Source organism: Micromonospora sp. NPDC049366, from assembly GCF_044466625.1.
GTDB lineage: Bacteria > Actinomycetota > Actinomycetes > Mycobacteriales > Micromonosporaceae > Micromonospora.
In genome coordinates, this window is sequence record NZ_JBITMV010000001.1 from 26,251 (window position 1) to 42,665 (window position 16,415).

The window sequence follows — 16,415 nt, forward strand, 5'->3', positions numbered from 1 at the left end:
CGGCCGGGCCGGTCCCGGTGCCCACGAGGGCCTGGCCGACCCGGGCGAACTCGGCCGCCGGCAGCGGCACGAGCTGTGGATGCGCCGCGCCCTGGAGATCGCGGTGACCGGCCCGGCCACCAGCGGCGCGGGTCCCGTCGGCGCGGTCCCGGCGGAGACCGGCGCGGACGCCGATGCGGCGCGGGCCGCGACTGTCGGTGGCGCCGCTAACGCCGGCGCCGGCTCGGCGGCCGAGGACATCCCGGTCGGCGCGGTGCTCTACGGCCCCGACGGGACCGAGCTGGCGATCGGGCGCAACGAGCGGGAGCTGACCGGCGACCCGACCGCGCACGCCGAGGTGCTGGCCCTGCGCCGGGCCGCCGAGCGGCTGGGCCGGTGGCGGCTGGACGGCTGCACCCTGGTGGTCACCCTCGAACCGTGCACGATGTGCGCCGGCGCCCTGGTACTGGCCCGCGTCTCGACCGTGGTGTTCGGAGCCTGGGAGCCGAAGACCGGCGCCGTCGGCTCACTCTGGGACGTGGTGCGGGACCGGCGGCTCAACCACCGGCCCGAGGTCTACCCGGGCGTGTTGGCGAACGAGAGCGCCGCCCTGCTGCGCGCCTTCTTCCGCTGACCCGCCCGGCTGCGCCGGACCGCGGCCACCCCGCCGCCGGTTCACGCCGGTGGCAGGCCGACGGTGACGACCAGTCCGCCGCCCTCGCGGGGCCGTGCGGTCACCGTGCCGCCGTGCGCGCGGGCCACCGCCCGCACGATGGAGAGCCCCAGCCCGAACCCGCGACCGCCGGCGGCCCGCTCCCCGGCGAGCCGGCGGAACGGCTCGAAGATGGTCTCCACGTCGTAGCTCGGCACCACCGGGCCGGTGTTGCTCACGACCAACGTCGCGCGACCGTCCCGCAGCTCGGTGCTGACCCCGATCCAGCCGCCCGCCCCGACGTTGTGCCGCACGGCGTTCTCCACCAGGTTGGTGGTGAGCCGTTCCAGCAGCACCGGGTCGCCCACCACCGTCGCGGACGCGAGTTCCCGGGTCACCACCGGGCCACTGTTCTCGGCCACCGTCTGGTCGAGCACGTGATCGACCACGGCGGCCAGGTCCACCCGCGAGCGGGCGGTCAGCTCGTTCTCCGAGTCGGCCAGGGTGAGCAGTCCGTCGATCAGCCGCTCGTGCCGCTCGTTCACCGCCAGCAGCGACTCGCCCAGCCGCCGTACGTCTTCCGACGCGCCGGCCCGGCTCACCGCCAGCTCGATCAGGGAGCGGTTCAGCGCCAGCGGGGTACGCAGCTCGTGCGAGGCGTTCGCCACGAACCGCCGCTGCCCGTCGAAGGACCGGTCGAGCCGTTCCAGCATCTCGTCGAAGGTGTCGGCCAGCTCGCGTACCTCGTCGCCTGGGCCGGAGAGCGAGATGCGTTCGTGCAGGCCACGCCCGGCGACGTCCGCGCCGGCGATCCGCCGGGCGGTCCCGGTGATCTGGTGCAGCGGTTGCAGGGCCCGTCCGGCGACCAGCCAGCCGAACCCGATGGCCACGACCGAGACCAGGCCCAGCGCGATGCCGCCCTGGGTGAGCAGCGAGTCGAGCGTCTGGTCCCGCGCGTCGTCCTGCGCCTTGTTCACGATCAGTCGCAGCTGCTCGGCCTGGTCGCCGGTGAGCTTCCCGTCGATGGCCGGGAGCACCGGCTTCACGTCGCGCAGCGCGATGCCGAACGGCTGCACGGTGCGCTGGTCGACCAGCACGTAGGTGACGCCGAGCAGGACCAGCCCGGCCACCAGGAACAGGCTCCCGTAGATCATCGTGAGCCGGGCGCGGAGGGAGAGTCGCGTCACGGGATCCGGTACCCCACACCCGGCACGGTCTCGACCACCTGCGGCTCGCCCAGCTTGCGGCGCACCTTCATGACGGTCACCCGCACCACGTTGGTGAACGGGTCGATGTGCTCGTCCCAGGCGCGCTCCAGCAACTCCTCGGCCGAGACCACCGCGCCGTCGGCGCGCAGCAGCTCCACGAGCACGGCGAACTCCTTGCGGGACAGCGGCACGTAGCGTCCGTCGCGGTGCACCTGCCGGCGGGCCGGGTCGACCACGATGCCCGCCCGGGACAGTGTGGGTGGCGCCGCCCGTCGCGTCCGGCGGCTCAGGGCGTGCACCCGGGCGGAGAGTTCGACCAGGGCGAACGGCTTCGTGAGGTAGTCGTCGGCGCCGAGGGCCAGTCCGGCCACGCGCTCGCGTACGGCCGCCGCGGCGGTCAGCATCAGCACCCGGGTCTCCCCGCCGCCGTCGACGATCGACCGGCACACCTCGTCGCCGTGCACCACCGGCAGGTCCCGGTCGAGCACCACCACGTCGTACTCGTTGACGCCGAGTCGTTCCAGCGCCGCGTCGCCGTCGTACGCGACGTCCACGGCGAACGCCTCCCGGCGCAGCCACTCGGCGATGCTCTCCGCCAGGAGGGTCTCGTCCTCCACCACCAGGACTCTCACCCGCCAATGGTGCCGCGCCCCGGATAACCGGCCCGTAAACGTGCGCGGTTACGCCCGGGATACGCCCCGTGGCGTCGACTGACCGAGACGCCCGGCGGTCCCGCCGGGCGGAGAGGAAGCGTGTGATGCGACGAGGACTGTTCGCGCTGCCGCTGCTGCTCGCCCTGACCCTCCCCGCCTGCGGAGGGTCGGCCGGGGAGCCGGCGGTGGCGACCGCGGGTGGCGGCGGGAAGGCGGCGTCCGCCAGCCCGGCGGCTCAGCTCAGCGACGACGAACGGCGGCTCCGGTTCACCGAGTGCATGCGGGAGAACGGGGTCGACCTGCCGGACCCGGAGCCCGGCGGTGACCGGCTGTTCCGGTTCGACGGCAAGACCGACCCGGCGAAGGTGGAGGCGGCGATGGGCGCCTGCCGCCAGCACCTGCCCAATGGCGGGGAGAAGCTCAAGCTCGACCCGGAGCAGGTGGAGCGGCTGCGCCAGCTCGCCGCCTGCATGCGGGAGAACGGGGTGCCGGAGTTCCCCGACCCGCAGCCCGACGGCGGCCTCCAGCTGCGCCTCGACGTGGTGAACCTCAAGGACCCGAAGGTCAAGGCGGCGATGGAGAAGTGCCGGCAGTACGCGCCGAAGATCGCGGAGGCCACCCGGTGAGCGGTGCGCGCGTCCGGCTCCGCACCGTCGCGCTGACCGCCGCCGTCGCGGTCGCGGCCGTGGCCGGCGTCGCCGCCGCGGTGGGCTTCGGCGGCACCGACCGGGGTACGGCCGCCGCCGACGCCACCCCACCCGCCACGGCCACGGTCACCCGGCAGACGTTGACCGACACCGAGACGGTCGACGGGGAACTGGGGTACGGGGCCACCCGCACCGCCACCGCCCGGCTCACCGGCACGGTCACCGCCCTGCCGGACACCGGAACGGTGGTGAAGCGGGGCGGCCGGTTGTACGCGGTGGACAACGATCCGGTGGTGCTGCTCTACGGCTCGCTGCCCGCGTACCGGGTGCTGGAGCCGGGCGTGAAGGGGCCGGACGTGGCGCAGTTCGAGCGCAACCTGCGGGCGCTCGGCCACACCGGGTTCACGGTCGACGACGAGTACACCGGCAGCACCGCCGACGCGGTCCGCGCGTGGCAGGAGGACCTGGGACTGCCCGAGACCGGCCGGGTCGAGCCGGGCCGGATCGCGTACGCCGACGGCGCGGTCCGGGTCGAGAGCCACCAGGCGGCGATCGGCGACGCGGCGCAGCCCGGCCAGGCGGTGCTCGCGTACACCGGCACCCAGCGGCTGGTCACCGTCGAGCTGGACGTCGACGACCAGCGGCTCGCGGCGAAGGGTGCCGCGGTCGAGGTCGGCCTGCCGGACGGCGACCCGGTGGCGGGGAAGATCCAGTCGGTGCAGACCGTCATCGATCCCGGATCGGGTGGCGGCGCCGGCCAGTCGACGGAGGCCGAGACGAAGATCGAGGTGACCGTGTCGGTGACGGACCCGGCGAAGCTCAGCGCGTACGACCAGGCGAGCGTCGAGGTGACCTTCACCGCCGCGCAGCGCCCGGACGTGCTCACCGTGCCCGTGGCGGCGTTGCTCGCGCTCGCCGAGGGCGGCTACGGCGTCGAGGTGGTCGACGGCGGCCGGAGCCGGGTCGTCGCGGTGACCACCGGGCTGTTCGCCGCCGGCCGGGTCGAGGTCAGTGGCCCGGACCTGGCCGAGGGCACGACGGTGGGGATGCCCGCATGACCGGCGACGCGGTGGTGCTGGAGGAGGTGAGCCGGACCTATCCGGGTGGGGTGACCGCCCTGCGCGAGGTCTCGCTGCGGATCGGGTACGGCGACCTGGTGGCGATCGTCGGGCCGTCCGGCTCCGGCAAGTCCACCATGCTGCACCTCATCGGCACCCTGGACCGCCCCTCCGCCGGCCGGGTCCAGATCGACGGGTACGACGTGGGGACTCTGCCCGACCGGCAGCTCTCCGCGCTGCGGGCCCGCCGGATCGGCTTCGTCTTCCAGCAGTTCCACCTGGCCGCCGGAACCCCGGTGCTGGACAACGTGGCGGACGGCCTGCTCTACGCCGGCGTACCCCGTCGGGAGCGGCGGCGACGCGCGGAGGCCGCGCTGGACCGGGTCGGGCTGGGGCACCGGCTGACCCACCGGCCGCACGAACTGTCCGGCGGGGAGCGGCAGCGTGTCGCGGTGGCCCGGGCGGTGGTGGGGGAGCCGGCGGTGCTGCTCGCCGACGAGCCCACCGGGAACCTCGACTCGGCGGCCGGCGCGGGGGTGCTGGCGCTGCTGCGCGACCTGCACGCGAGCGGCACCACCGTCGTCGTGATCACCCACGACCGGGAGATAGCCGACGGGCTGCCCCGCCAGGTGCGGATGCGCGACGGCCGGGTGGTGGCCGACCGAGCCGGTTCGGGCGACGCCGAGGGGGTGCGGTGATGACCGGGCGGCTGGTCCCGGCCCGGCTCGCGCCGGGCGACGTGGTCCGCGTCGGCGGGGTGGGGCTACGCACCCGGCCACTGCGCGCGTTCCTGTCGGCGCTGGGCATCGCGATCGGCATCGCCGCGATGATCGCGGTCGTCGGCATCTCGTCGTCGTCCCGCGCCGACCTGGACCGCACCCTGGACCGGCTCGGCACCAACCTGCTCACCGTGGCGCCGGGAAACACCCTCTTCGGCGACCGGGCGACACTGCCGACGGAGTCGGTGGCGATGATCTCCCGGATCGGGCCGGTGACCGAGGTGGCCGCGACCGGCCAGGTGCCGGACGCGCCGGTCTACCGCAGCGACCGTATCCCCGCCGGGGAGACCGGTGGCATCGCCACGCGGGCCGCCCAGCTGGGGCTGCCCGGCACGGTGGGCGCGAGCGTCCGCAGCGGCGCCTGGCTGAACGCGGCGACCGAGCGGTATCCGGCGGTCGTGCTCGGCGACGCCGCCGCCCGGCGGCTCGGCCTCGGCGCGGCCGGGCCGCGCGTGCAGGTCCACCTGGGCGGACGGTGGTTCACGGTGGTCGGCATCCTGGCCCCGGCCCCGCTCGCACCGGAGCTGGACAGCTCCGCACTGGTCGGCTGGCCGGCGGCCGAGAGGTACCTCGGCTTCGACGGGCACCCCACGACCGTCTACACCCGGTCGGGGGAGGCGTCGGTGGAGGCGGTCCGCTCGGTGCTCGGCGCGACCGCCAACCCGGCGGCGCCGAACGAGGTGCAGGTGTCCCGCCCGTCCGACGCGCTGGCCGCCGCCGCGGCCACCGACGAGGCGTTCACCGGGCTGCTGCTCGGACTCGGCGCGGTCGCGCTGCTGGTGGGCGGCGTCGGGGTGGCCAACACGATGGTCATCTCGGTGCTGGAACGGCGGGCCGAGATCGGGCTGCGACGGTCGCTGGGCGCCACCCGCGGCCAGGTGCGCGTGCAGTTCCTCGCCGAGTCGCTGTTGCTCTCCGCGCTCGGCGGCGCGGGTGGGGTGCTGCTCGGCATCCTGGTGACCGCCGGCTACGCGCTGTCCCGGGACTGGCCGACCGTGGTACCGGTGTGGGCGATGGCCGGCGGCCTCGGCGCGACCGTGCTGATCGGCGGCGTCGCCGGCCTCTATCCGGCCGTCCGCGCCGCCCGGCTCGCGCCGACCGAGGCGCTGGCCTGAATCCCGGTTGCCGTGGTGCGTTTCCTGTTGCTCCAGCGGCAAGAAACGCACCCACGGCCGGTCAGGCGGTGGGCCGCAGCAGCGTGGTCGCGACCGCGCGGGCGGCCTCGGTCCAGGGCGTCGGTCGCAGCGTCGCCCGGTCGAGGCGGACGATCACCCGCCGCCCCTCGGCGTGCACCGTCCTGCCGTCGGTGGAGCGGAACTCGAAGGCGTACTCGGCGCTGGTGGTGCCGAGGTGCTCCAACCAGAAGTGCACCGCGACCGGGCCGGTGTAGGCGATCGGCGTCCGGTAGCTGATGCGGAACTCGCGGACCGCGTGGAACAGGTCGGGCGGGGTGTCGACGCCCCGGAACGCCAACCCCCGTTCCGACCAGTACGGCACGAGGGCCCGTTCCAGCAGGACCGCGTACCGGGCGTTGTGCAGGATGCCCATCGCGTCGAGGTCGTCGAAGTGCACCGTCACGTGCTCGACGTGGCCGTACTCGACGGCGGGCTGGTCGGCGAGGGCGTGGGTCATCGGGTGCCTTCCGGTAGCAGGGTCGGATCCGGGCACAGCGCCCGGAGGCGGTCGACCAGACCTCGCCGGGCGTGCCGGTAGGCGGCGTCGGGGTCGAGCAGCCGGGACTGCATCGCCGCGCTCATCCCGAGCGCGTCGATCTCGTACGCCAACTGGGCAACGTCCAGGTCCGCGGGGAGTTCGCCCAGGTCGACGGCCTGCTGGACGAGGCGTTCGAGGAAGGCGGTCCACTCGGCGTACGCCTCGGCGAGCCGGTCCCGGACGGGGCCGGGGCGGGCGTTGTACTCGAACTGGGTGTTGGCGAAGAAGCAGCCGCCGGGCAGCACGCGCGCCGCGTAGAAGTCGATCCGCGCGTCGTGCAGCGCCCGGATCCGGCGTACGCCCCGGGGCGCGCGCAGCCCCGGCGCGACGATCCGCTCCTGCCACTGCTCCACGGCCCGTCCGATCGCGGCGAGTTGGAGCGCCTCCTTCGAACGCCAGTGCGCGAAGAGCCCGGACTTGCTCACGCCGAGGGTGTCGGCGAGCTGCGCGAGGCTGAGCCCGTGCAGGCCGGCCTCGGTGGCCAGCGCCACCGCCGCGTCCAGGGCGGCGGCGCGGGCGCGCTCGCCCCGGGCCAGGCGTCCGTCGACGGTCATGCGGACACCGTACTAAAAAAGCACGATCGGTCGTGTTGTTTCAGGCGGTGACGGTGATCACGCAAAAAACACCGCCGCCCCGGCGTCCGCGCGGGACGCCGGGGCGGCGACGGTACGACGAGGGTCAGGCGATGATCGTGTCCAGCGCGATCTCCACCATCTGGCTGAAGGTCTGCTCCCGCTCGGCGGACGTGGTCTTCTCGCCGGTCTTGATGTGGTCGCTCACGGTCAGCACCGTCAACGCCCGCGCCTTGTACCGGGCCGCGATCGTGTAGAGCGCCGCCGACTCCATCTCCACCGCCAGCACGCCGTAGTCGGCGAGCGTGTCGTACAGGTCCGGCCGGTCCGTGTAGAAGGCGTCCGCCGCGAGGATCGGCCCGACGTGCATGGTGACGCCCTGCCGCTCCGCGACCTCCACGGCCGTACGCAGCAGCCCGAAGTCGGCGACCGGGGCGTAGTCGATCAGCCCGTCGAACCGCATCCGGTTCATGTTCGAGTCGGTCGAGGAACCGATCGCCGCGATCACGTCCCGCAGCTGAAGGTCCTCGCGGAGCGCCCCGCAGGAGCCGACCCGGATCAGGGCCTTCACGCCGTACTCGTTGATCAGCTCGTGGGCGTAGATCGAGGCGGACGGCATGCCCATCCCGGAGCCCTGGACGGAGACGTCCACGCCCTTCCAGCGGCCGGTGAAGCCCAGCATGCCCCGGACCGTCGAGTAGCACGTGGCGTCCTCGAGGTAGGTCTCCGCGATCCACTTCGCCCGCAGCGGGTCGCCCGGCATCAGGACCCGCTCGGCGATCTCTCCCGGCTTCGCGCCGATGTGCGTACTCATGGCAAAGATCCTGCCAGGCGCCACCCGCCGATACCGGTTCGGCGCCGCAACCCGGGGTCCTGTACCCTACTCGGCGGTGGTGTGTCCGAGTGGCCTAAGGAGCACGCCTCGAAAGCGTGTGAGGGTTTACGCCCTCCGCGGGTTCAAATCCCGCCGCCACCGCTCGTGAAATGCGAGAACGCCCGGTCGATCCTCAGGGATCGGCCGGGCGTTCCGCTTCTGGTCTCAGTTCCGGTCTCAGTTGGGTTCAAGGCGCGGTTTCCTGGCCCTCTGCCGGTTTCTCCCACAGCAACGGCGACCGCAACCGGCCGTAGACGAGGGTGCCCGTCGGCGGAGGCGTTCGGCGGAGGACTTCGCTACCGGCGTGTCTGAGCTGTGGAGTTGGCTTCCCTTGGGGCTCCGCGGCTTAGGGCCGCCCACGAGGTGTCGACGAGTTGATCGATGTCGGTGTCCGTGAGCGTGCTGTTGACGAGCCATCGGTAGACGAGCGGGCCAGCGAGGAGATCGCGTGCGGTGTCTGGTGAGGTGTCGGGGGGCACGTCGCCGCGGGCGATGCCGCGGTTGATGACGGCGGTGATCGCCTCGAGGCGGGGGTGCAGGTACAGGTCTCGCAGCGGGGCGGCAAGGTCGTCGTGTCCAATGCTGTCGGCGTGAACGGCGAGGACGACTGGTGCCAGGCCGGTGTGAACGAGCCGGTCGACCAGGCTGCGTGCCAGTTGGTGCAGGTCGGCGCGGGTGTTGCCGGTGTCCGGGGCGGGCGCGGGGGGCACCGCCTTGGCCAGGGCCTCGATGACGAGCCGGACCTTGTCGGGCCAGCGCCGATAGATGGTCGGGCGCGTCACGCGTGCCCGAGCCGCTACCCCTTCGATGGACAAGCCGCCGTAACCGGTCTCGCGCAGCAGGTCGATCGTGGCGCGCAGGATCGCCGCGTCGGTCTCGGGCCTCCGTGGGCGGCCTCGCTCGTTCGGCATGCACGTCCTCTTTCATTTACGGTCTGACTCGTAAATTATAAGACCATGACGTCGAAACAGAACGGAGACCTCGCCGCAGTAGCCACCTGGGGACTGCTGGCGGCGTGGGCGATCCACGACAGCGAAGAGCTGCTCACAAGACGGACCCGACCATGCTGAAGATGAAGCGGCAGTGTGAACGCTGCGACAGCCCCCTGCCCGCCGGTGCCGACGCATACATTTGCAGCTACGAGTGCACGTACTGTCCCCGCTGCACCGACGAGATCAGCGCCCGCTGCCCCAACTGCGCCGGCGAACTGGCCCGCCGCCCACGCCGAACAACCGGCGCCGCCACTATCGCCCTGCGCACCCCGGGCCGGGTCGTTCGACTACTGGGCCGAACTCGAAACGCCGACCGGCGATCTCGGTGAACCTCTCAACGAAGGCGCGCTGTCGCGCGGGCAGGAACCGGCCCGGGCAGGCGTGGAACGCGTGCTGGCGCTTGAAGCCGAACGTCGGATCGCAGACCTCGAAAGCGTGTGAGGGTTCACCTCATCCGCGGGTTCAAATCCCGCCGCACCGCCGGTGAGAACGCCCGGTCAGATCCTGACCGGGCGTTCCGCCGTTTCCGGGTCAGCGCGGCTCGCGAGGGCTGATGCCCCCGACGCGCATCGCCTGCGCCGCCCGGATGGCGTCGGCCGTGAAGCGCCTGCCAACCAGCCGAAGGAGATGGTCGCCAACGTCGCCCCGGCGTTGCCGCTCGGTCGGCTCGGCCGCCCCGAGGAGATCGCCAACGTGATCGCCTTCCTCCTGTCCGACGAGGCCTCGTTCGTCATCGGGGCGGTCATCCCGGTGGACGGGCGACAGCTGAACGCCTAGCGGTTGCTCACCGTGCGCCTGCTCAGACCTGCTGCGTCGCCGGTTCGAGTCCCCGCCGGTGGGTCGTCGCCTCCGCGCCGGCCCGCCGGATCGGGGTGAACAGTCCGGCACCCGCCACCAGGAGGCACCCGGCGCCGGCGACGACGGTGACCCAGGTGACGCCGTAGCGGGCGGTGGCCCAGGTGAGCACGGCCGCGCCGGGCGGCCCGAGCGCGTAGTGCGTGCTCCAGAAGGCGGAGGTGACCCGGCCGAGCAGGTGATCCGGTGTGATCTCCTGCCGCAGCGACATCGAGCAGATCCCGCCGATACTGACCCCGCACAGGTAGACCGCGGTGAGCGCCGTGACGACCGGCACCGTTCCCGCGACACCGATGCCCAGGATGGCGAGGCCGGACAGGGAGACCGCGCCGATCCAGGTCACGCCGAAGCCTCGGCGGCGGCGCAGCGGCGCGGCCAGCAGCGCTCCGGCGATCGTGCCGAGCGCAGCCAGCCCCAGCACCGTGCCGACGGTGCGGTCGGAGCCGCCGAGGTCGTGCTTGACGTGGTAGATGAGCACGTCGGTGAAGCCGAACGTCAGGAAGATGAAGACGGAGAGCAGGACGGTCAGCGAGCGGAGCACCGGCTGACGCCAGAGGAACCGGGCACCGGCGAGGAACTCGCTCACCGGTCCCTGCCGGGTCGGCGCAGCGCCGGCCTCGTCGGCCGGAACCGGTCGGCGTAGTCGTACCAGCCAGAGGCCGGCGGCCGACAGCGCGAAGCTGGCCGCGTTGACGGCGATCGCCGCGGTGGGGCCGAACCGGGCCGACACCATGCCGGCGAGCAGCGGACCGCCGACGGCGGCCGTCGCGTACGTCGCCTGCAACCGCCCGTTGGCCTCGGTGATCCGGTCCCGGTCGACCAGGTTGCGGACCGCGGTGACCGCGGCGACCTGGAACAGCATCCCGGCCGCCTCGCAGATCGGCAGGACGACGAAGAGCAGCCACACCTGTGGGCCGGCGAGCCAGGCCAGCGGCACGAGACCGTAGAGCACCAGGCGGACCAGATCCGCGATGATCATCAGCGTGCGGCGGTCGTACCGGTCGACGAGGACGCCGCCGAACACGCCGGCGCCGACGGACGCGGTGCCGGCCACGGCGGTGAGCAGCCCCATCTGCGCGACCGAGCCGGTCGCGTGGAGCACGAGCAGCGGCAGCACGAGGTACGCGAACGAGTCGCCGAGCGCGGAGAGCGACTGCGCGAGCCAGTAGGTGCCGAAGTTGCGGTCCCTCCACAACGGAGCATCAGCAGGCGCGGAGCGTGGACTCACGACCCCAGTGTCCCCCCGCCGCCGTGCGGACTGTGCCACGATCGCTGCCCATGCGTCCCCCGCGTGTCCTCCTGCTGACCTCCGTCGCGGCCGGCGGGTTCTCCGTGCTGGCAACGCTCTTCTCCGAGCCTCGGGCCGCGTTGCAGGCCGGTCTGGCGGCGTCGGCCGCGTTCCTCGGGTACGTGCTGCTCGTGTCCGCCCGGGTGGCGTCGGCCGGGCCGTCGGCGGACGGCCACGCCCACCCGGCTCCGCGCGTGCGGCGGACGCTGGTCGCCGGCCTCACGCTGCTCGCGCTGGTCATGGCGGTGGAACTGCGGTGGCTTTCCGGGCCGGTGGGCGTCTCCGACGTGTTCGTCCCGTTCTACGCCCCGTTGCACGGGGGCGTGACGTCGAGCCCGGGCACGCCGCCGGTTCTCCTGGACCTCTGGCGTCAGTCGATCATGCAGGGCCGGATCGCCGCGGTGGGGCCGCTGCTCGCCACCGTGTGTCTGGCGGTCGTGGTGCTCGCCCTGCCGGCGCGGCGCCGACCGGGCCGTACGCTGCCGGCCGGCATCGTCGCCGCGCTGCTGGTGGTCCTGGCCGTCGCGGACGTCTGGGATTCCGTCGGCGACGCCCCGCTGTCCGGCGCGCTCGCTGCCGGCTGGCCCGCGCTGCCGGCCACCCTGGTCGCGGCGGAGGTGCTGGCGGTGTCGGGCGAGCGTGGCGCGCCCTGCACGCCTCCCGCGACGACCTGACCGGGTCGCGCTCATCCCGCGCCGCGCGGTGGGTGCGTTTCGTGTCGCTCCGGCGACAGAGAACGCACTTACCGGAAGTCAGGCCCGCGCCGGAGGTCAGCAGGGGCCGGCGCCCTCGGCGAAGAGGCGTCGGACCCAGTCCGCGTAGCCGGCGATGACCTTCCGCACCTGATGTCCATCGTGGAGGAACAGGTAGGCGCGGTCGCCGTGCCGGGCGAGCAGCCCGTCGAAGCGGTACGTCCCGGTCGGCGCATCCAGCCGGCTCACCGACGGATAGCGGGACCAGACCTCGGTGATCGGGGTGCCGACGGTGACGCCCTCGGGCGTCCGCATCGGGTCACCGGCCCACACCAGCACCAGTCGGTCATCGATGAAGACCGGGCTGACCGTCTCATGTCCGGCGAGCGTCGGGCCGCAGGCGTCGACGTCCGAGCGCAGGATCCCGCGTCGGGTCAACTCGTCCTCGGTGTCCCCGAACGCGATGTCCGGCAGGCCGTTCAGGTCGAGCACCTCCACGTTCCCGGCCGGGATCGGCCTCTGTGGAGCGATGGAGTCCGTCGGGCTGCTGCCCGAGACCACGGCAGCCGTCAGCAGCCCCGCGATAAAGGCAAATTGTCGCAATTTCATGGCTTCCCCCGGGGTCCCTAACGGGACGGGAGACGCAGAGGTTGCTGCTAACCGCCGGATTGGCCGTTTTCCCATTCGTCGGCGAGGTCGTCCCAGTAGTCGGCACTCAGGCGCCGCCGGCCGTGCGCCAGCCAGCCGGCCGTGTTCCGCTCCACGTGTAATCCCAACTCGGCGAACGGGTCGATCCACGATCCGGGCTCGACGCCGAGTCGGACGAGCGCCGAGTTGATCGGCCAGTCCGGTCGGGCCACCGTGAGTTCGTCGTCGAACCGGGGGCCCCAGGCGACGGCGCCGTCGAGCCAGACCACCGCGGCCTGGTGGCCGAGCCCGCCCAGGAACTCCGCCTCCAGGTAGGCCACCGGACCGCTCCGCGACCAGCCGGCCAGCACCTCGGTCAGCGGCGGCGACAGCACCAGCTGGAACGGGTGGTCGCGGTCCGGCGCGTCGACGGCGAAGTCCGGCAGCGCGCCGGTCAGCTCCTCGACCAGTTGTGGGGTGATCGGCAGCAGCCCGAAGTCCTGCCGCAGCTCGCCGAGCACGGCGTGGTCCAGGTCGGCGGTGTGCTGGCGGAGCAGCTCGATGTCGGCGACCACCGCGCTGAGCTGGTAACTCACCGGGTCGGCTCCGCAACCCACAGCCTGTGGATGGAACATGTGTACGAACGATTGCTCGTGTGGATGTCTCCGGCCCGGCCCCGAGCGGTGCTGCCCGGGGAGGCGGCGGCGCTCAGGCCCGCGCCGGCAGGTGCGCGACGAACGCCTGCCAGGCCGCCGCCGGGAACACCAGCGCCGGCCCGGTCGGGTCCTTCGAGTCGCGTACGCCGACAGCGTCCGGCATGCAGTCGGCGACCTCGACACAATTGCCACCGTTGCCGCTGCTGCGGCTGCTCTTTCGCCACCGTGCCTCGTTCAGCTCCATGTCTCCGCCACTTCCGTGATGAGATCGAGCGATTGCGAGTGGGAGAGCGCCTCGCCGCGCACGTTCTCCCATGCTGACATCATGGCCGCGATGTCGTCCGGCTCGCTAACCACTTGTCCCTGGAGTTGGTTGTCCAGGTAGCCCGCCATCCGGTGGTCGGGAGCGGTGGCGATCACGAACGGGCCGTTGAGCCCCGCGTAGGCGCCCACCGAGGACGGCACCACGTGCACGCGGACGTGCGGCTCCGCGCAGGCCGCCACCAGGGCGCGCAACTGTTCGTGCATGACGGTCCGGCCCCCGACCGGCCGGCGCAGCACGGCCTCGTCGACGACCGCGGTGAACTGGGGCGGGTCGTCCCGCGTGAGAATGCCCTGCCGGTTGAGCCGTGCCGTGAGCAGGCGCTCCACGTCGCCGCGCGGGATGAGGCCGGCACCGCCGAGCACCGCCCGCGCGTACGCCTCGGTCTGCACCAGGCCCGGCAGGACGGCCGATTCGAACGACCGCAGCGACACGGCTTCGCGCTCGATCTCCTGCCAGGGACGGAACCAGACGGGGTCACGACGTCTCGAAGTGTCCGGCCAGATGTCCACAACGTCCCGGTCCAGGGCCTCCGCCGCCGCCAGGCGGTGCCGGGGGTGCGGGATGCGCCCCTCGGCCAGCCAGCGGCCGACGGTCTTGGGGTCGACCCCAACCCGTTCGGCCAGCGATTCGATCGTGTGCCCGGTGTCGCTGAGCGCCACCCGGAGTGCGTCGTTCACGGCACCCTCCATCGGATGTCCAAAATATCCGGCCACCATATCGCTGCGCCCTGTATCTGTCCGACCACGCACGGGAAGGTAGGGTGACGAGCGGAGGGGGCGCCGTGACACCAGTGAGCAGGCGGGCCGAGGTGCGCGGCCACGAGGTGCACCTCCACCGGGCGTGGCTGGCCCTGGCTGTCGCGCGGGTCGACCGGGCCCGCCCCGTCCTACTGCGACCGCTGTGACCCGGCTCCGCGACCACGTCCCCACCCGGCCCACCTGGCGCTGCACCGCCTGCGGCATCGCCTGGCCCTGCTCGCCGGCGAAGCTCCGACTGCTCGGCCAATACCGGCACGACCGGGCCGCGCTGACCGGCTACCTCGTGACGCTTCAGGCCGAGGCGTCCGAACACCTCGCCGGCCTGGACGACGGGCCGCCCCCGGGCGACCTCACCGACCGATTCGTGGCCTGGGCCCGCCCGCCCGGCTGAGACGTCCTCTGTGGACGATATGGCTGGTCGCGGCGTGTTAGTCTCCACCGGTTGAGGGTGATCACGGTTAGCGACCGAGGGGACACATGGGGGCCGGTCTTCCCGACACGGGCGGTGTGCTCGACCCGGGCGGCGCGATGGAGCGGCTGGCCGCCTGGAAGGGCCGCATCGACCAACTGGCGGCCGACACCAGGGCGATGAGCGACCGGCTCCAGGAGCTGCGGCTGACGCTCGCCGACGACAACGGCCTCGTCGAGGTCACCATCGACTCCTCCGGAGCGCTGGTCGACCTGCAGCTCGGGCACCGGATCCAGCGGGTCGCGCCCGACGTCGTCGCCAGGACGATCATGAGCACGATCGCCGAGGCGCGGCAGCAGCTCGCCACACGCTCGCAGGAGATCATCGCCGACACCGTGGGGACCGACTCGCCCGCCGCGCGTGCCATCGCCGAGCGCGTCGGACGGCAGCTGCGCGACACCGGCCCCGCCCCCGGCAACCCCGACGACCAGCGCGCCGGGTGGTGACCGGATGAGCGACGGGTTCGCGGTCGACGCCGAGCAGATCCGCGCACACGCCCGCAACATCGAGGCGCTGCGGGCACGTTTCGCCGCGGTCAAGGGCGCCAGCAAGCACATCGTCCAGGACGACGCCGCGTACGGGCTGCTGTGCGGGTGGATCGCCGGCATCCTGGAGGGCCGGCACACTCGGCAAGACGAGCTGGTCGCGTACGTCGAGGAGAACCTGTCCCTGGTCGTGAAGGGGCTCGGCACCACCGCCGACAACTATGACAACGCGGACGCCGACGCCGACAACACGATCCGCAAGGCCGGAAGCCCGTTGAACGGCACCATGACGCCCTCGGTGACATGAGCGAGTCGCTGGTCGCCGACGTCGTGTCGACGCGGAAGCCCTGGACGGGAGCGGCCGCGGCGGACAGCTTCCAGGGCCTGGTCGACGCGATCCACAGTGAGGGCTGGGTCGACGACCTCCTGGCCGGGGCGGCGTTCGGTGTCGAAGCCGTCGCCACCGTGATGGATCCGTTCAGCGCGCTGCTCGCCAACGGCCTGGGCTGGGCGATGGAATACTTCGAGCCGCTGCGGCAGATCCTCGACCAACTCACCGGCCTGCCCGACGTGGTCGCCTCGCACGCGGCCACCTGGGAGAACATTGCCGGTGAGCTGGCCGGCATCGGCCAGGACCTCCAGCGGCACCTGGGCGCGGACCTGCCGGACTGGCAGGGGCAGGCCGCCACGGCGTACCAGGGGCTGATGGGACACAACGTCGCCGCCATCGGCGGGCTGAGCGGCACCGCCGCCGCGATGGCCGCCGCGACGCAGGCCGCCGGAAACCTGGTCGCGTTCACCCGCGACGTCGTACGCGACCTCATCGCCGACCTCGTGGCGCGGGTGGTGGTCTGGGCCGTCGAGGCGATCTTCGTGGTCACGATCCCGGTGATCGCGAGCCAGATCGCGGCGGCCGTGGTCAAGTGGGGAGGGCGCATCCTCAGCTATGTCGCCGCGCTGATCAGCAGTCTGTCCAACCTCACCAAGCTGCTCGGCTAGGGCGGCGACGATGGCGAAGCCAAGACCACACGGCGACGGCGGGTCGTCGTCATCCCGCCCCGGCGACGGCGACGGCGAGGTCCCGCGGCAGCGGCGCCGCAGCACCGGCGAGGCGCCCAGCAGCATCGCCGAAG

Annotated in this window: 24 protein-coding genes and 1 tRNA gene; 14 read left to right on the forward strand and 11 right to left on the reverse strand. The window is 72.8% G+C overall.

Annotated elements, in window-relative coordinates; all coding sequences use genetic code 11:
* Positions 1-79 precede the first annotated feature (79 nt).
* Positions 80-613, forward strand: a complete 534-nt coding sequence (locus tag ACIBTV_RS00125; protein ID WP_396701993.1) for a nucleoside deaminase — start codon at positions 80-82, stop codon at positions 611-613.
* 41 nt (positions 614-654) lie between these two features.
* Here ACIBTV_RS00125 and ACIBTV_RS00130 read toward each other — a convergent pair whose 3' ends face one another.
* Together ACIBTV_RS00130 and ACIBTV_RS00135 are read right to left on the reverse strand one after the other, a co-directional pair.
* On the reverse strand, positions 655-1,818 hold the full coding sequence (locus tag ACIBTV_RS00130; RefSeq protein ID WP_396700775.1) for a sensor histidine kinase: 1,164 nt from the start codon (positions 1,816-1,818) through the stop codon (positions 655-657).
* Positions 1,815-2,471: a response regulator transcription factor gene (locus ACIBTV_RS00135; RefSeq protein ID WP_396700777.1), complete on the reverse strand. Its 657-nt coding sequence runs from the start codon at positions 2,469-2,471 to the stop codon at positions 1,815-1,817. The genes ACIBTV_RS00130 and ACIBTV_RS00135 overlap by 4 nt, the downstream gene beginning before the upstream one ends.
* Positions 2,472-2,596: 125 nt before the next feature.
* Here ACIBTV_RS00135 and ACIBTV_RS00140 point away from each other — a divergent pair, with 125 nt between their 5' ends.
* The 4 genes from ACIBTV_RS00140 to ACIBTV_RS00155 are packed head-to-tail and all read left to right on the forward strand — an operon-like array spanning position 2,597 to position 6,091.
* Complete coding sequence (locus tag ACIBTV_RS00140) at positions 2,597-3,118, forward strand: hypothetical protein (RefSeq protein WP_396700779.1); 522 nt, start codon at positions 2,597-2,599, stop codon at positions 3,116-3,118.
* Positions 3,115-4,197, forward strand: coding sequence for a peptidoglycan-binding protein (locus tag ACIBTV_RS00145; RefSeq protein ID WP_396700781.1), 1,083 nt, complete (start codon positions 3,115-3,117; stop codon positions 4,195-4,197). The genes ACIBTV_RS00140 and ACIBTV_RS00145 overlap by 4 nt, the downstream gene beginning before the upstream one ends.
* Positions 4,194-4,895: an ABC transporter ATP-binding protein gene (locus tag ACIBTV_RS00150; protein WP_396700783.1), complete on the forward strand. Its 702-nt coding sequence runs from the start codon at positions 4,194-4,196 to the stop codon at positions 4,893-4,895. The genes ACIBTV_RS00145 and ACIBTV_RS00150 overlap by 4 nt, the downstream gene beginning before the upstream one ends.
* A complete protein-coding gene (locus tag ACIBTV_RS00155) occupies positions 4,895-6,091 on the forward strand; it encodes an ABC transporter permease (RefSeq protein ID WP_396700785.1) in 1,197 nt (398 codons plus the stop codon). Before ACIBTV_RS00150 ends, ACIBTV_RS00155 begins: the two co-directional genes overlap by 1 nt.
* A 61-nt stretch (positions 6,092-6,152) precedes the next feature.
* Here the strand turns inward: ACIBTV_RS00155 and ACIBTV_RS00160 are convergent, their stop codons facing one another.
* The 3 genes from ACIBTV_RS00160 to deoD form a co-directional block, all read right to left on the reverse strand.
* Complete coding sequence (locus ACIBTV_RS00160) at positions 6,153-6,608, reverse strand: acyl-CoA thioesterase (protein ID WP_396700786.1); 456 nt, start codon at positions 6,606-6,608, stop codon at positions 6,153-6,155.
* The gene (locus tag ACIBTV_RS00165; protein ID WP_396700788.1) at positions 6,605-7,243 is read right to left on the reverse strand and encodes a TetR/AcrR family transcriptional regulator; all 639 of its coding nucleotides are present in this window, start codon (positions 7,241-7,243) and stop codon (positions 6,605-6,607) included. Before ACIBTV_RS00165 ends, ACIBTV_RS00160 begins: the two co-directional genes overlap by 4 nt.
* Before the next feature lie 124 nt (positions 7,244-7,367).
* Positions 7,368-8,075 carry a purine-nucleoside phosphorylase gene (gene deoD, locus ACIBTV_RS00170; protein WP_396700790.1) on the reverse strand — a complete coding sequence of 236 codons (708 nt, stop codon included), beginning with the start codon at positions 8,073-8,075 and terminating at the stop codon, positions 7,368-7,370.
* Positions 8,076-8,150: 75 nt separating this feature from the next.
* On the opposite strand from deoD, the gene ACIBTV_RS00175 reads away from it, so the two are divergent.
* Positions 8,151-8,237, forward strand: a tRNA-Ser gene (locus ACIBTV_RS00175).
* A gap of 194 nt (positions 8,238-8,431) precedes the next feature.
* Here ACIBTV_RS00175 and ACIBTV_RS00180 read toward each other — a convergent pair.
* Entirely contained in the window at positions 8,432-9,046 is a 615-nt protein-coding gene (locus ACIBTV_RS00180; protein ID WP_396700792.1) for a TetR/AcrR family transcriptional regulator, read from the reverse strand.
* 161 nt (positions 9,047-9,207) lie between these two features.
* Here ACIBTV_RS00180 and ACIBTV_RS00185 point away from each other — a divergent pair, with 161 nt between their 5' ends.
* Together ACIBTV_RS00185 and ACIBTV_RS00190 are read left to right on the forward strand one after the other, a co-directional pair.
* Positions 9,208-9,456 (forward strand): DUF1272 domain-containing protein, encoded by a 249-nt coding sequence (locus ACIBTV_RS00185; RefSeq protein WP_396701995.1) that lies wholly within the window; start codon positions 9,208-9,210, stop codon positions 9,454-9,456.
* 154 nt (positions 9,457-9,610) lie between these two features.
* Positions 9,611-9,904, forward strand: coding sequence for an SDR family oxidoreductase (locus ACIBTV_RS00190; protein WP_396700794.1), 294 nt, complete (start codon positions 9,611-9,613; stop codon positions 9,902-9,904).
* Positions 9,905-9,926: 22 nt separating this feature from the next.
* Here ACIBTV_RS00190 and ACIBTV_RS00195 read toward each other — a convergent pair whose 3' ends face one another.
* Positions 9,927-11,210 carry an MFS transporter gene (locus ACIBTV_RS00195; RefSeq protein ID WP_396700796.1) on the reverse strand — a complete coding sequence of 428 codons (1,284 nt, stop codon included), beginning with the start codon at positions 11,208-11,210 and terminating at the stop codon, positions 9,927-9,929.
* 50 nt (positions 11,211-11,260) lie between these two features.
* On the opposite strand from ACIBTV_RS00195, the gene ACIBTV_RS00200 reads away from it, so the two are divergent.
* Positions 11,261-11,944, forward strand: a complete 684-nt coding sequence (locus tag ACIBTV_RS00200) for a hypothetical protein (RefSeq protein WP_396700798.1) — start codon at positions 11,261-11,263, stop codon at positions 11,942-11,944.
* Between the two features lie 96 nt (positions 11,945-12,040).
* Here the strand turns inward: ACIBTV_RS00200 and ACIBTV_RS00205 are convergent, their stop codons facing one another.
* The 4 genes from ACIBTV_RS00205 to ACIBTV_RS00220 form a co-directional block, all read right to left on the reverse strand.
* Positions 12,041-12,535 carry a hypothetical protein gene (locus ACIBTV_RS00205; protein WP_396701997.1) on the reverse strand — a complete coding sequence of 165 codons (495 nt, stop codon included), beginning with the start codon at positions 12,533-12,535 and terminating at the stop codon, positions 12,041-12,043.
* An 83-nt stretch (positions 12,536-12,618) separates the two neighbouring features.
* Positions 12,619-13,185, reverse strand: a complete 567-nt coding sequence (locus ACIBTV_RS00210) for a hypothetical protein (RefSeq protein WP_396700800.1) — start codon at positions 13,183-13,185, stop codon at positions 12,619-12,621.
* A 112-nt stretch (positions 13,186-13,297) separates the two neighbouring features.
* On the reverse strand, positions 13,298-13,489 hold the full coding sequence (locus ACIBTV_RS00215; protein ID WP_396700801.1) for a DUF397 domain-containing protein: 192 nt from the start codon (positions 13,487-13,489) through the stop codon (positions 13,298-13,300).
* Positions 13,480-14,247, reverse strand: a complete 768-nt coding sequence (locus tag ACIBTV_RS00220) for a Scr1 family TA system antitoxin-like transcriptional regulator (RefSeq protein ID WP_396700803.1) — start codon at positions 14,245-14,247, stop codon at positions 13,480-13,482. The genes ACIBTV_RS00215 and ACIBTV_RS00220 overlap by 10 nt, the downstream gene beginning before the upstream one ends.
* A gap of 104 nt (positions 14,248-14,351) precedes the next feature.
* Here ACIBTV_RS00220 and ACIBTV_RS00225 point away from each other — a divergent pair, with 104 nt between their 5' ends.
* From ACIBTV_RS00225 to ACIBTV_RS00245, 5 genes are all read left to right on the forward strand, one after another.
* Positions 14,352-14,474, forward strand: a complete 123-nt coding sequence (locus tag ACIBTV_RS00225; RefSeq protein ID WP_396700805.1) for a hypothetical protein — start codon at positions 14,352-14,354, stop codon at positions 14,472-14,474.
* Positions 14,471-14,719 carry a flavin reductase gene (locus ACIBTV_RS00230; RefSeq protein ID WP_396700807.1) on the forward strand — a complete coding sequence of 83 codons (249 nt, stop codon included), beginning with the start codon at positions 14,471-14,473 and terminating at the stop codon, positions 14,717-14,719. The genes ACIBTV_RS00225 and ACIBTV_RS00230 overlap by 4 nt, the downstream gene beginning before the upstream one ends.
* A gap of 86 nt (positions 14,720-14,805) precedes the next feature.
* Positions 14,806-15,243: a YbaB/EbfC family nucleoid-associated protein gene (locus ACIBTV_RS00235; protein WP_396700809.1), complete on the forward strand. Its 438-nt coding sequence runs from the start codon at positions 14,806-14,808 to the stop codon at positions 15,241-15,243.
* A 4-nt stretch (positions 15,244-15,247) separates the two neighbouring features.
* Positions 15,248-15,589, forward strand: a complete 342-nt coding sequence (locus ACIBTV_RS00240) for a hypothetical protein (RefSeq protein WP_396700811.1) — start codon at positions 15,248-15,250, stop codon at positions 15,587-15,589.
* The gene (locus ACIBTV_RS00245; RefSeq protein ID WP_396700813.1) at positions 15,586-16,281 is read left to right on the forward strand and encodes a WXG100 family type VII secretion target; all 696 of its coding nucleotides are present in this window, start codon (positions 15,586-15,588) and stop codon (positions 16,279-16,281) included. The genes ACIBTV_RS00240 and ACIBTV_RS00245 overlap by 4 nt, the downstream gene beginning before the upstream one ends.
* Positions 16,282-16,415: the final 134 nt, after the last annotated feature.